This is a genomic window from Pseudonocardia sp. T1-2H (assembly GCF_038039215.1).
In the GTDB taxonomy this organism is placed as follows: Bacteria; Actinomycetota; Actinomycetes; order Mycobacteriales; family Pseudonocardiaceae; genus Pseudonocardia.
The window spans coordinates 3,830,479-3,842,837 of the sequence record NZ_JBBPCL010000001.1 but is presented as its reverse complement, the minus strand read 5'-3'; the positions used below and the strand labels follow the sequence as shown (position 1 = coordinate 3,842,837).

Sequence of the window (12,359 nt, the reverse complement as noted above, 5' to 3'; positions counted from 1 at the left end):
GCGAGGTGTACCACGCTTCCGGCACAAGATGGCAAACGTTTGCCATACTGTTCCCACGATCGGGGCCGGGCGAGCGTGAGGGGCATCATCGATGCAGGCCACCGCGGGTGGAACGGCAGCACGGCCAGGTCTCGCGGCGGCGGTGTGGACCGTCGGTGTGCTCGCCTACGTCCTCACCGTCATGCAGCGGACGACGCTCGGCGCCGCCGGGCTGGACACGGCGGAACGCTTCGGGATCAGCCCCGGCGCCCTGGCCCTCTTCGTGTTCCTGCAGGTCGCGGTCTACGTCGCCGGCCAGCTGCCGGCCGGCGTGCTGGTGGACCGCTGGGGATCCCGCGCCGTGCTGGTGGCCAGCGGGATCGTGCTGACGGCCGGGCAGCTGCTGCTGGCGTTCGCCACGACGCTGCCGTTCGCGGCGCTGGCCCGGGTGCTCGTCGGCACCGGGGACGCGATGGTCTTCGTGTCGGTGCTCGCGCTGGTGCCCCGCTGGTTCCCGGCCCGGCGGGTCCCGTTGGTGACGCAGCTGACGACGATCCTCGGCCAGCTCGGGCAGATCCTGTCCGCCGTGCCGTTCCTGGTGCTCCTGCACGGCCTCGGCTGGTCCCCGGCGTTCGGGATCGCGGCGGCAGGGAGCGCGCTCGTCGCCGTCCTGGCGTTGCTGGTGGTCCGCAACGCCCCCGGCGACGGGTGGCGTCCCGGCGAGACCGTGTCCGCCCGCGAGGTCGGCCGCCGGCTCGTCGCCGTCTGGCGCCGGCCGGGCACCCGGCTGGGCTTCTTCGGCCACATGGGCACGCAGTTCTCGATGATGGTGTTCTCGCTGCTCTGGGGTCTGCCCTACCTGGTGACCGGGCAAGGGCTGTCGACGGCGGCGGCCGGCGGGCTGATCTCGCTGCTGGTGATCAGCACCATCTGCCTGGGCCCCGTCCTCGGGGTGCTCACGATGCGGCACCCGATGCGGCGCTCGTGGCTGCTGCTCGGGGTGATCGCGGCCGACGTGGCCGTCTGGACCGCGATCCTCCTGCTGCCCGGCCCCGCGCCGATCTGGCTGCTCGTCGTGCTGGTGCTGGTGCTGTCCGCGGGCGGGCCGGGCTCGGTCGTCGGGTTCGACATCGCGCGCACCTCGAACCCCAGCGCGAACCTGGCCGTGGCGCAGGGCATGGTCAACCTCGGCGGGTTCCTCGCGACGCTCCTGGTCCTGGCGGTGATGGGGGCGCTGATGACGGCGTTCGGCGGCTTCACACCGGAGGCGTTCCGGATCGCCTGGCTGGTGCAGTACCCGGTGTGGGCGTTCGCGGTGGTCGGCGTGATCGTCACCCGGCGCAAGGCCCGGCGGCTGGACGCGGCCCGCGGGGTCGTGCCGCGCCGGTTGCGGCAGGTGCTGGCGCGCCCGAAGCGGTGACCCGCCGCTGCGGGTGGGCCTCGTCCTCCGCGGCCGCCGCGTCGTGCAGGAGCAGGACCACCGATGGTGAGGGCTCGAGAAGTTCGAGGCTGCCGCCGCCCGCCTCCAACGACTTCTGCGCTCGCAGGACCGCGTCCAGGCCGGCCCGCGACAGGGCGGTGACCCCGGCTAGGTCCAGCACCACCTGCGCGTCCATGCCCCGCGCTGCCACGGCGGTGAGCCGCCGGCCGAGGTCCGCGGCCGCGGCGTCGCCGACGTCTCCCCGCACCTGCACGAGGACGAGGTCCTGGTGCGGCCGGTGCCGCTGCACCGACACCGAGCCGTCGACGGCCACGCTGTCGACGGACGCGCCGGTCCTGCGCTCGTGCACTGCCCCTCCCGACGCCTCGCACCCGGCCCCGCCGACTGCCTCAGGTGCGTGGAACGCACGGGCCGAGGAGGCGGTTCCCCGCGAGGGTAGGGCGGCGGCGGGGCGAACGGGCTCAGCGGCGGGTTGTCCCTGACCGATGGGGGAGGTCCGAGACCGAGGGCTGCCGGGTGTCCGTGAGCGGGTTCCCGGCGCCGTCGACGCCCGCCCGCACGAGATCTCGGAAATGCGCACGGGTGTCCTCGGGTAGATCACGCCAGGGCGCCGCCCCGTACCGGCGATAGAGGGACTCGGCCGCTGCCTCGAGGTGAGGGCCGCACTGGATCGATTCCGTTGCCATGTCCCGTGAACTTCCGGGGGGCCTCGCCCGTTCCGTGCGGTTCCGCTGAGCGGGAACCGGGTCCGCCTCAGGACATCGTGAACAGGTCGAGCAGCGGCGACGCGGGAAGCTCCTCCGCCCACTCCCCGGCGACGAGCCGCAGCACGACCTCGTCGGCCCCGGGTTCGACGTCGCGCAACCGCAGACCCCGGGGGAGATCCGGCAGGGTGATCCGGGCCGGCGGGAGCCAGCCGGGCAGCCGGAACCGGCGTGAGCGGATCTCCAGGACGGCCGGCCTCAGCTGCAGCGCGCGTCCGGCGATCTCGGGGACGACATGGACCGCGGCCGTCCCCGGGCGGTGCGACCAGGCCACCCGCGCCTGCCCGGGGGCGCCGGCGTCGATCCGGACGGCGGGCCGGGCGGCGGCGACGAGGTCCCGCACGACGTCGATCCCGACGGCGACCGCCAGCGTCACCGGTGCGGCCACCGCGGTGCCGGTCGGGCGGACGTGCACGTTGCGGCAGTCCAGGTCCAGCCGGCGGATCGGGACGCCGCGCCACTCGACGTCCGAGGCGCTCACCCCGACGTCCCCGAACTGGCCGACCGCGACGGACAGCGGTTCGGGGCGGGCCCGCACCGCGTCGAGCCGGAGCACCAGCTCACCCCCGGTCCCCGGCACCGTGAACCGACTCCCGATCAACCGGCGGGCGGCCCGGCGGAGCAGCCGGTCGAGCAGCGCGCCGGCCGGGCCGGCCATCAGCGCGCGGAGCGCGGCGGGGTCCGGCCAGAGCGACGGCTCCTCGGGCATGGGGTCCACCGTTCCAGTATTCGCGGCTCACCGGGTGGGGTACTCCGCTTCCATCGAGCGGGAACGCCCCGTCCCGGCCGCCGGGACACCGCATCCTTGGCCCGCTGTCCGGATCATCAACACGGAGGTCGCCGACGTGGAGCAGTACGCGCTCGTCCTCGCCGGGGCAGCGGACAACCTCTATCCCGCGCGGATGCAGATGGCGCTGTCGCTGGGCTGGCACATCGTCTTCTCCTGTTTCGGCATCGCGTTCCCGACGATCGTGGTGTTCACCGAGTGGCGGGCCCACCGGCGGGGCAACCCCGACCTGCGCGGGCTCGCCCACACCTGGGCCAAGGCCATGGGCATCCTGTTCGCCGCCGGGGCCGTGTCCGGGACGTTGCTGTCGTTCGAGATGGGCATCCTCTGGCCCGGGCTGATGGAGCCGTTCGGCGAGGTCTTCGGCTTCCCGTTCGTGCTGGAGGGCTTCGCCTTCTTCATCGAGGCGATCTTCGTCGGCATCTACCTGTTCGGCTGGGACCGGATGTCGCCGCGCGCACACATGCTCAGCGCGATCCCGATGATCGTGTCCGGGGTCGCCGGGGCGTTCTTCGTGATCGCCGCCAACGCCTGGATGAACAACCCCACCGGATTCGACCTGGACCCGGCCGGCCGGGTGGTCAACGCGGACCCGGTGGGCGCGATGTTCGGCCCGTCGACCTGGCCGCAGTTCGTGCACATGCTGATCGCCGCCTACATGGTCACCGGGTTCACCATCGCGTCCGTCTACGCGATCGGGATGCTTCGCGGGCGACGCGACCGCTACCACCGCTTCGGGCTGCTCGTCCCGCTGACGTTCGCCGCGATCGCGGCCCCGATCCAGATCGGGGTGGGGGACTGGATCGCGAACGCCGTCGCGGAGAACCAGCCGGTGAAGCTGGCCGCGATGGAGGGCCTGTACCGCAGCTCCACCGCCGTCCCGCTCTCGCTCGGCGGGATCTACGTCGACGACGAGCTGCGCGGCGTGCTCGAGATCCCCTGGGGCCTGTCGCTGCTGGTCACCCACGACCCGAACGGCGCGGTGACCGGCCTGGAGAGCGTGGCCCCGGAGCTGCGGCCGCCGGTCAACATCGTCCACCTCGCCTACAACGCGATGGTCGGGATCGGCACCGCCCTGCTGCTGCTCGCGCTCTGGCTCGGGTGGAGCTGGTGGCGACACCGGCGCATCCCGCACACCGCCTGGTTCCTGCGCGCCGTGGCCGTCTCGGGCGCGGCGGCCGTGCTGGCGATGGAGGCGGGCTGGATCACCACGGAGGTCGGGCGGCAGCCGTTCATCGTGTACGGCATCCTGCGCACCGCCGACGCCGTGAGCCCGGCGCCCGGCCTCTTCCTGGGCTTCTACGCCGTCGTCGTGATCTACCTCGTGCTCACCGCGCTGACGGTCTACGTGCTGCGACGGCTGGCCCGGGGCCAGGCCGCCGCGGCGCCGCAGGAGCGCGACGACCCGGTACCGGCCGCGTGATGAGCTCGTTCTCGGTGACGCTGCCGGAGGTGGTGCTCGGCCTGATGTTCGTGGGCCTGATCGCCTACGGGCTCTTCGGCGGCGCGGACTTCGGCGCGGGGATCTGGGACCTGCTCTCCGGCGGCACCCGCGCCGGGGCGCGGCGCCGGGCCCTGATCGAGCACTCCATCGGCCCGGTCTGGGAGGCCAACCACGTCTGGTTGATCTTCGTACTGGTGGTGCTCTGGACGGCGTTCCCGCGCGGCTTCGTCTCGGTGGCGACCACGCTCTACGTCCCGTTGACCCTCGCGGCCTTCGGCATGATCGCGCGCGGGGCGGCGTTCGCGTTCCGCAAGAGCACCACCGAGCTCGGCCTGCGGCGCTTCCTCGGCGCCTCCTTCGCACTGTCGTCGCTGGTCACGCCCTACTTCCTGGGCGCGGTCGTCGGCGGGGTGGCGTCCGGGCGGGTGCCGCCGGGGATCGCGGCCGGGAACGTCGTGACGAGCTGGGCGAACCCGACGTCGACGCTCGGCGGTGTCCTCGCGGTACTGGTCTGCGCGTACCTCGCCGCGGTCTTCCTCTGCGGGGACGCGGTGCGCGACGGCCACGAGGAGCTGGCCGAGGAGTTCCGGGTCCGTGCCCTCGGCACCGCGGCGGTGACCGGGGCCGCCGGGCTCGTGGGGTTCTTCGTCCTGCGCGCCGACGCGCCCCTGCTCTTCGACGGTCTCCTCGGGCGGGGGCTGCCCGTGATCGTCGTGTCCGTGGTCGCCGGGGTCGCGGCGATCGTGCTCCTGGCGATGCGCCGCTACGCCCCGGCGCGGATCGCCTCGGCGCTGGCGGTGGCGACGATCCTCGTCGGCTGGGCCGCCGGGCAGTACCCGTACCTGCTCCCGCCCGCCCTGACGATCGACGACGCCGCCGCCGGCCGGCCCACGCTGGTGGCGATGCTCGTCTCCCTGGTGATCGGGACGCTCGTGCTGGTCCCGTCGCTGATCTACCTGTACTCGCTCTTCCAGCGCGGACCCGCCGCGGCCGAGCCCGGACCATCGGAGGACACCACGTGAGCGTGCAGAAGGCCGTCGAGCTCGTCGGGACCGGGGACTCGATCCAGGACGCCGTCACCGAGGCGCTGGACCGGGCCCGGGAGTCGTTGCAGGGCATCACGTCCTTCGAGGTCAAGGACATCTCGGGAATCGTCGACGGCGCTTCCGCCGCCTACCGGGTGGAGCTGCGCGTCTGGTTCACCCTCCTCGAGCGCCTGCACGGATGAGCGAGCTCGTCATGGACGCCGTCCCCGGCGTCACCCGGGTCGCGCTGCCGGTCGGGGTCAACGCCGTCGAGAGCGTGAACATGTACGTCCTCGCGGACGGGGACTCGGTCACCGTCGTCGACTGCGGGGTGTGGCGGCCGGACCTGCCCGACGGCGGGCTCGCCGCCCTGGAGGCGGGGCTCGAGGGCGCCGGGTACGCGCTGCGCGACGTCTCCCGGATCCTCGTCACCCACGCCCACATCGACCACTACGGCCTGGCCGGACGGCTGATGGAGCTGACCGGAGCGGGCCTGTCGATGCACGCGATGACGGACCTGGACTGCGAGAAGTACCGGCACCCGGACACCGCGCGGGCCCGGCGCCGCGACACCTACGCCGACCACGGCGTCTCCGAACTGGAGCGGACCGATCTCGCGGACCACCTGACCCGCTGGCTGCCCTACCTGCACTCGGTCGTCGAGGCGTCGACCCGCTACCGCGGTGGCGAGAAGCTGGACATCGGCGGGGACACCTGGGAGGTGGTGCACACCCCGGGGCACTCGCTCGGGCACGTCTGTCTCTGGTCACCCGCGCGCGGACTGCTGCTCTCCGGGGACCACCTGCTCCCGGGCATCACACCGCCGGTCGCCTTCGAGCGCGGCTTCGACGCCGACCCGCTGCGCAGCTACCTGGACTCCCTGCGGACGATCGCGGACCGGGGCCCGACCCTCGTCTACCCCGGCCACGGCCGGCCCTTCGGTGACGCGGTCGGCCGGATCGAGGCGATCCTGCGCACCAAGACGCGGCGCCTGGAGAAGATCCGCCGGGCGATCGAGGCGAGGCCGAGCACGGTCACCGAGCTGGCCGACACGCTGGTGGCGAAGGCGATCCTGGCCCACCAGCGCCAGCTCGCGCTCTCCGAGACCCTGGCGCACATCGCGTACCTGCGCTGGTCCGGGGAGGTGGAGCGGCGGACCCGTCCCGACGGCGTGTACGAGTGGTACTGCACCTCCGGTGCCCGTGCGCGGTAGTCGTCTGCAGGGCGACGATCACCGCGCACGAAAGCCGAGGGAGCGGGAGATCGAGAGCGCGGCCGTGCGGACCGCGGGGCCGAGGCGGCGGACGTCGCCCTTCCCGGTCCGGACGACGAGCCCGAGCGCCGCGACGACCTCGCCGCCGGGACCGGTGACCGGCGAGGCCACCGACCGCGACCCCAGGCTCATCTCCTCGCGGGCGCACGCGACGCCGGTGCGCCGCGCCTCCGCGAGCGTCCGCCGGAGCCGGGCCGGCTCGATGATCGTGTGCGGGGTGAAGCGTTGCAGTCCGGTGTCCAGGAGCTCCTGCAGGAGGGCGTCCGGAGCGTGCGCGAGCAGCACCTTGCCGACGCCCGTGGCGTGCAACGGCAGCCGGCCGCCCCGGCGCGAGCGGGTCGGCACGGCGGCCCGGCCGGCGATCGTGTCGACGTAGAGCGCCTCGTGCCCGTCGCGGACCGCGAGGTGGACGTTCTCCCGCGTCGCCGCACCGAGGTCCTGCATGTACGGCAGCGCGACCTCGCGGAGCTCCGCGGTGCGCGGAGCCAGCGCGCCGAGCTCCCACAGGCGTATGCCGATGCAGTAGCCCGAGCCGCCCGGGGCCCGTTCGAGCCCGCCCCAGTCGACGAGCTCCGACGCGAGCCGGTAGGTCGTGGACACGGGCAGGCCGGTGATCCGGGCCAGCTCGCCGAGGGACAGCTCCGGCGCCTCGGGTCCGAACGCGTCGAGCAGCGAGACGACCTTGCTGATCACCGACCGTCCCCGCCACTGCGTGCTGCCCCCGGCCATGGCCCTCCTCGTCCCGGCCCATGGTGGCCACCTCGCGGCGCATGTCGCCACGACCCCGCCGGCACTCCCACTCAGCAGGAAACGACCTCGGGCCGGCCCGCCGCCGCGTCGCGCGGTGTTTGACTCGGCGCGAGGTCAGCCGGAAGAGCCACGCCGAGGACGGAGGGCGCGACGATGGGCGAACCGACCACCACACAGCGATCGGGACCGGTGGTCCTGCACGGCATCGAGGGCCTGCGGGAACGCGCGGGCGGGGACATCGGGACGAGCAGCTGGCGCACCGTCGAGCAGGCGCAGATCGACCTGTTCGCGAAGCTCACCGGCGACGAGCAGTGGATCCACGTCGACCCCGCTCGGGCGGAGGCCGGCCCGTTCGGGACGACCGTCCAGCACGGGTTCCTGACCCTCGGGCTGGCGACCGGCCTGCTCTGGGAGGTCTGCACCGTCGAGGGCTTCGGGGTCGTCCTCAACTACGGCCTGAACAAGGTCCGCTTCCCGTCGCCGCTGCGCGTGGGGAGCCGGATCCGGATGCACGTCGCGCTCGCGGACGTCCGCGAGCTCGCCGGCGGAGCAGAGGCCGTCTACCGGCTCACCTACGAGATCGAGGGCGAGCCCAAGCCGTGCTGCGTCGCCGACCTCGTCTTCCGCTACTACTCCTGAGAGGGAACCCGCATGACGACGACGGAGAACCCGGCGATCGGCAAGGACGTCGAGGCCAACGGGATCCGGACGAACTACCTCGAGTCCGGCTCGGGAGACGAGCACGTCGTGCTGGTCCACGGGTCCGGCCCGGGCGTGACGTCCTACGCGAACTGGCGGCTCGTCCTGCCGGTGCTGGGTGAGGACTTCCACTGCGTCGCACCGGACATGGTCGGGTTCGGCTACTCGGAACGCCCCGAGAACCCGGACTACTCCGTGCAGACGTGGGCCGACCAGACCCTCGGCGTCATGGACGCGCTGGGCATCGAACGCGCCCACATGATCGGCAACAGCTTCGGCGGCGCCATCGCGCTGCGGCTGGCCACCCAGCATCCCGACCGGGTGGACAAGCTCGTCCTGATGGGCAGCATGGGCGTCGACTTCCCGATCACCGAGGGCCTCGACGCGGTGTGGGGCTACGACGGCACGCTCGAGGGCATGCGCAGCGTGATGGGCTACTTCGCCTACGACAAGGAGCTCACGGGCGCCGAGCTGGCGCAGGTCCGCTACGAGGGCGCGACCCAGCCGGGCTTCCAGGAGTCCTTCTCGTCGATGTTCCCCGAGCCCCGCCAGCGCTGGGTCGAGGCGATGACGACGCCGGAGAAGGAGATCAGCGCGCTCCCGCACCGGGCCCTCGTCCTGCACGGCCGGGAGGACCAGGTCATCCCGCTGTCCAACTCCTACAGGCTCGAGGAGCTGCTGGACAACGCCGATCTCGGGGTGTTCTCGCACTGCGGGCACTGGTCGATGATCGAGCGGACCGACGACTTCAACCGCCTCGTGCGCGACTTCTTCAAGGGCGACTGAGCGCATGGCGACGCGGACGACCGGCACCCGGTCCCGGCGCAAGCCCGCCGCCACGGCGGTGGGCGACCGCGATCCGGACCTGCTGCGCCGGATCCACAAGTTCATGGTCCTGACCCGTGCGGTCGAGGACCGGATGGTGGCGATGTACAAGGGCGGCGACCTGCTCGGCTCCCTCTACACCGGACACTGGCACGAGGCGATCAGCGTCGGCGCGGCCTCCGCGCTGCGCCCCGACGACTACCTCGCCCCGATCCACCGGGACCTCGGCGCGCACCTGTGGCGAGGCATGGAGCCGTGGCAGGTCATGGCCAGCTTCATGGGCAAGGCCACCTCGCCCACCGGCGGCCGGGACGGGACCCTGCACTACGGGCGGCTCGACCTCAACATCTACAACCTGCCCAGCCACATCCCCGCCAACTTCCCCGTCGCGACCGGGATGGCGTTCGCCGCGAAGTACCGGGGCGAGGACCGGGTGTGCCTGGCGTTCTGCGGCGACGGCTCGACGTCGAGGGCGGACTTCCACGAGTCCCTCACGCTCGCGTCGGTGCAGAAGCTGCCGAACATCTTCTTCGTCGAGAACAACCAGTACGCCTACTCGACCCCGCTGCGGCTCACCTCGGCGTCGGAGAGCTTCGCGGCCAAGGCCGCGGCGTACGGCATGCCCGGGGTCAAGGTCGACGGCACCGACGCGCTGGCCGTGCACGACGCGACCGCCGAGGCCGTCGCCCGGGCTAGGGCGGGCGAGGGGCCGTCCCTGATCGAGGGCGTCACGATGCGCATGCACGGCCACGCCGAGCACGACCCGGCGGACTACGTCCTCAAGGAGCTCTACGAGGAGTACTCGAAGAAGGACCCGGTGGAGCTCTTCGAGAACGTGCTGATCGAGGCCGGCGTCCTGGACGTCGACGCCGCCAAGCAGGTCCGGGAGGACGCGCGGCAGTACGCCATCGCCGCCCGCCGCAAGGCGCTCGCGGACCCCATGCCCGACCCGCGCGACATCGAGGACGGTGTCTATGCCGACTGATTCCGGTACCGCCACCTACCTGGAGGCGGTGGGGCTCGCGCTCGACGCGGAGATGGACCGGGACCCGGACGTCTTCATCATCGGCGAGGACGTCGGCCAGTTCGGCGGCGCCTTCAAGGTGACCAAGGGCTTCCTGGACAAGTTCGGGCCGCGCCGCGTCGTGGACACCCCGATCGCCGAGACCGGCTTCACCGGGCTCGCCGCGGGAGCCGCACTCGTCGGGCTGCGCCCGGTGGTGGAGTTCCAGTTCGCGGACTTCATCTCCTGCGCCTTCGACCCGATCGTCAACGTCCTGGCCCGCCACCACTGGCGCACCGGGGACCCGATGCCCGTCACCATGCGGGCGCCGTTCGGCGGCCGGCTGCGCGCCGGGCCGACGCACAGCCAGAGCGTGGAGAGCTACTTCGCCCACGTCCCGGGCCTGAAGATCGTGATGCCGGGGATGCCGGAGGACGCCGCAGGCCTGTTGGTCAGCTCCATCCGGGACAACAACCCGACGCTCTACCTGGAGAACAAGTACCTCTACCGGCGGCTCAAGGCGAAGGGCCCGATCTCGCTGGACCCGATCCCGCTGGGTGTCGCGAAGGTCGTCCGGGAGGGCCGCGACGTCACGCTCGTGACCTACTCGGCGGGCGTGCACCAGGGCCTGGAGGTCGCCGAGGAGCTGGACAAGGACGGGATCTCGGTCGAGGTCGTCGACGTCCGGACGCTCGTCCCGCTGGACGTCGAGACGATCGTGAACTCGGTGAAGAAGACGTCCCGGGCGGTCGTGCTGCACGAGGCGGCGAAGCGGCTGGGGTACGGCGCGGAGATCGCGGCGACCATCCAGGAGGAGGCCTTCTGGCACCTGGACCAGCCGGTCGTCCGGATCGCGGCGCTCAACACCCCGACGCCGACGAGCCCGCCACTGGAGGACGCGGTGATCCCGCAGCCCGCCCAGATCGCGGAGACGCTGCGGAAGGTGGCGCGGGCATGAGCGACTTCGACGTCGTGGTGCTCGGCGGCGGGCCCGGCGGGTACGCCTCCGCGCTGTACGCCGCCTCCGCCGGGCTGACCGTCGCCCTCGTCGAGAAGGAGAAGGTCGGCGGCACCTGCCTGCACCGGGGCTGCATCCCGGCCAAGGCGCTGCTGCACGCCGCGGAGGTGTTCCGCACGGTCTCCCACGCGGGCGCGCACGGGGTCCGGCTGCCGGAGGGGGTGGAGCCGGAGCCGGACTGGCCGGCGGCGAACTCGCGCAAGGCCGGCATCGTGAACCAGCTCCACAAGGGACTGTCCGGGCTGCTCAAGCGGCGCAAGGTGACCGTGGTGAACGGCTGGGGACGGCTCACGGCCGACGGCGCGGTGGCGGTCGACGGCCAGAACCTGCGGGGCCGGGCCGTGATCGTCTGCGCCGGGTCCGCGCCCCGGGCGATCCCGGGCATGGAGGTCGACGGCGTCCGCGTCGTCACCTCGGACCAGAGCACCAACAGCGAGGCCGACCGGCTGCCCGAACGGGTCGCCGTGATCGGCGGCGGTGTGATCGGCGCCGAGTTCGCCTCCGTCTACACGGATCTGAAGGTCGACACGACGCTGCTGGAGGCGCTGCCGCACGGCGTGCTGCCGATCGGCCCGGACCGGGACGTCGCGGACGTGCTCGCCCGCTCGCTCAAGAAGCGCGGCACCACGATCCACGCCGAGACCCGGGTCGGGACGCTGGAGCAGACGTCGAACGGCGTGGTGGTGCCCTTCGAGACCCCACGCGGCTCGGACAAGATCGAGGTCGACCAGGTCCTGGTGTCGATCGGGCGCCGCCCGGTGACCGAGGACATCGGCGCGGCCGAGGCCGGCGTGCGGATCGACCAGCGCGGGTTCGTCGAGGTGGACACGGCCACGATGCAGACGTCGCGGCCGGGTGTCTACGCGATCGGGGACTGCGTCGGCACGCCCGGGCTCGCACACGTGGCGTACGCCGAGGCGATGGTCGCGGTCGACCACATCCTCGGGGAGAACCCGCCGCCCGTCGACTACGCCAAGGTGCCCTGGGTCGTCTACACCCATCCCGAGGTGGCCTGGACGGGCATGACCGAGGCCGAGGCGCGGGCCGCGGGGCGCGACGTCGAGGTGCACAAGCACGCGATGGCGGGCAACGGCCGGGCCATGATCCTCGGCGAGACGGACGGCCTGGTGAAGGTCGTCGCCGCCCGCGGCGGGCCGATCCTCGGCTTCCACCTGGTGGGCCCGTGGGCCAGCGAGCTCCTGCACGAGGGGTACCTGGCCGTGAACTGGGAGGCCCTGCCGTCCGACGTCGGCCGGCTGGTCCACGCGCATCCGAGCCTCGCCGAGGCGATCGGCGAAACCATGATCACTTTCTCCGGCCGTTCCCTGCACGGCTGACCCGGAGGGCACCG

The 12,359-nt window shown here is 72.7% G+C and carries 13 protein-coding genes; 10 read left to right on the top strand and 3 right to left on the bottom strand.

Going from position 1 to position 12,359, the window contains the following annotated elements; translation table 11 throughout:
* The first annotated feature begins 142 nt into the window (after positions 1–142).
* Complete coding sequence (locus tag WBK50_RS18970; RefSeq protein WP_341336895.1) at positions 143–1,399, top strand: MFS transporter; 1,257 nt, start codon at positions 143–145, stop codon at positions 1,397–1,399.
* Here WBK50_RS18970 and WBK50_RS18965 read toward each other — a convergent pair.
* Both WBK50_RS18965 and WBK50_RS18960 read right to left on the bottom strand, forming a co-directional pair.
* Positions 1,311–1,769: an STAS domain-containing protein gene (locus WBK50_RS18965; protein ID WP_341336894.1), complete on the bottom strand. Its 459-nt coding sequence runs from the start codon at positions 1,767–1,769 to the stop codon at positions 1,311–1,313. The genes WBK50_RS18970 and WBK50_RS18965 overlap by 89 nt on opposite strands.
* A 404-nt stretch (positions 1,770–2,173) precedes the next feature.
* Positions 2,174–2,893, bottom strand: coding sequence for a hypothetical protein (locus WBK50_RS18960; protein ID WP_341336893.1), 720 nt, complete (start codon positions 2,891–2,893; stop codon positions 2,174–2,176).
* 136 nt (positions 2,894–3,029) lie between these two features.
* Between WBK50_RS18960 and WBK50_RS18955 the strand changes: the two genes are divergently transcribed.
* From WBK50_RS18955 to WBK50_RS18940, 4 genes are read left to right on the top strand one after another with little or no spacing between them, the layout of a single operon-like run.
* Positions 3,030–4,394: a cytochrome ubiquinol oxidase subunit I gene (locus WBK50_RS18955; protein ID WP_341336892.1), complete on the top strand. Its 1,365-nt coding sequence runs from the start codon at positions 3,030–3,032 to the stop codon at positions 4,392–4,394.
* Positions 4,394–5,437 carry a cytochrome d ubiquinol oxidase subunit II gene (locus tag WBK50_RS18950; protein ID WP_341336891.1) on the top strand — a complete coding sequence of 348 codons (1,044 nt, stop codon included), beginning with the start codon at positions 4,394–4,396 and terminating at the stop codon, positions 5,435–5,437. The genes WBK50_RS18955 and WBK50_RS18950 overlap by 1 nt, the downstream gene beginning before the upstream one ends.
* Entirely contained in the window at positions 5,434–5,643 is a 210-nt protein-coding gene (locus WBK50_RS18945) for a dodecin family protein (RefSeq protein WP_341336890.1), read from the top strand. Before WBK50_RS18950 ends, WBK50_RS18945 begins: the two co-directional genes overlap by 4 nt.
* Positions 5,640–6,653 carry an MBL fold metallo-hydrolase gene (locus tag WBK50_RS18940; RefSeq protein WP_341336889.1) on the top strand — a complete coding sequence of 338 codons (1,014 nt, stop codon included), beginning with the start codon at positions 5,640–5,642 and terminating at the stop codon, positions 6,651–6,653. Before WBK50_RS18945 ends, WBK50_RS18940 begins: the two co-directional genes overlap by 4 nt.
* Before the next feature lie 18 nt (positions 6,654–6,671).
* Here WBK50_RS18940 and WBK50_RS18935 read toward each other — a convergent pair whose 3' ends face one another.
* Positions 6,672–7,442 carry an IclR family transcriptional regulator gene (locus tag WBK50_RS18935; protein ID WP_341336888.1) on the bottom strand — a complete coding sequence of 257 codons (771 nt, stop codon included), beginning with the start codon at positions 7,440–7,442 and terminating at the stop codon, positions 6,672–6,674.
* A 174-nt stretch (positions 7,443–7,616) separates the two neighbouring features.
* Here WBK50_RS18935 and WBK50_RS18930 point away from each other — a divergent pair, with 174 nt between their 5' ends.
* The 5 genes from WBK50_RS18930 to lpdA are packed head-to-tail and all read left to right on the top strand — an operon-like array spanning position 7,617 to position 12,345.
* The gene (locus tag WBK50_RS18930) at positions 7,617–8,102 is read left to right on the top strand and encodes a MaoC family dehydratase (RefSeq protein WP_341336887.1); all 486 of its coding nucleotides are present in this window, start codon (positions 7,617–7,619) and stop codon (positions 8,100–8,102) included.
* A 12-nt stretch (positions 8,103–8,114) separates the two neighbouring features.
* Entirely contained in the window at positions 8,115–8,948 is an 834-nt protein-coding gene (locus WBK50_RS18925; protein ID WP_341336886.1) for an alpha/beta fold hydrolase, read from the top strand.
* A gap of 4 nt (positions 8,949–8,952) precedes the next feature.
* On the top strand, positions 8,953–9,972 hold the full coding sequence (locus WBK50_RS18920; RefSeq protein WP_341336885.1) for a thiamine pyrophosphate-dependent dehydrogenase E1 component subunit alpha: 1,020 nt from the start codon (positions 8,953–8,955) through the stop codon (positions 9,970–9,972).
* A complete protein-coding gene (locus WBK50_RS18915) occupies positions 9,962–10,948 on the top strand; it encodes an alpha-ketoacid dehydrogenase subunit beta (RefSeq protein WP_341336884.1) in 987 nt (328 codons plus the stop codon). The genes WBK50_RS18920 and WBK50_RS18915 overlap by 11 nt, the downstream gene beginning before the upstream one ends.
* A complete protein-coding gene (gene lpdA, locus WBK50_RS18910) occupies positions 10,945–12,345 on the top strand; it encodes a dihydrolipoyl dehydrogenase (protein WP_341336883.1) in 1,401 nt (466 codons plus the stop codon). Before WBK50_RS18915 ends, lpdA begins: the two co-directional genes overlap by 4 nt.
* Positions 12,346–12,359: the final 14 nt, after the last annotated feature.

Excerpts from the sequence above, each read along its gene's own strand:
- WBK50_RS18960 (WP_341336893.1), bottom strand. The coding sequence starts at position 2,893 with ATGCCCGAGGAGCCGTCGCTCTGGCCGGACCCCGCCGCGCTCCGCGCG.
- WBK50_RS18950 (WP_341336891.1), top strand. The coding sequence starts at position 4,394 with ATGAGCTCGTTCTCGGTGACGCTGCCGGAGGTGGTGCTCGGCCTGATG.
- WBK50_RS18940 (WP_341336889.1), top strand. The coding sequence starts at position 5,640 with ATGAGCGAGCTCGTCATGGACGCCGTCCCCGGCGTCACCCGGGTCGCG.
- WBK50_RS18935 (WP_341336888.1), bottom strand. The coding sequence starts at position 7,442 with ATGGCCGGGGGCAGCACGCAGTGGCGGGGACGGTCGGTGATCAGCAAG.
- WBK50_RS18930 (WP_341336887.1), top strand. The coding sequence starts at position 7,617 with ATGGGCGAACCGACCACCACACAGCGATCGGGACCGGTGGTCCTGCAC.
- WBK50_RS18925 (WP_341336886.1), top strand. The coding sequence starts at position 8,115 with ATGACGACGACGGAGAACCCGGCGATCGGCAAGGACGTCGAGGCCAAC.
- WBK50_RS18920 (WP_341336885.1), top strand. The coding sequence starts at position 8,953 with ATGGCGACGCGGACGACCGGCACCCGGTCCCGGCGCAAGCCCGCCGCC.
- WBK50_RS18915 (WP_341336884.1), top strand. The coding sequence starts at position 9,962 with ATGCCGACTGATTCCGGTACCGCCACCTACCTGGAGGCGGTGGGGCTC.
- lpdA (WP_341336883.1), top strand. The coding sequence starts at position 10,945 with ATGAGCGACTTCGACGTCGTGGTGCTCGGCGGCGGGCCCGGCGGGTAC.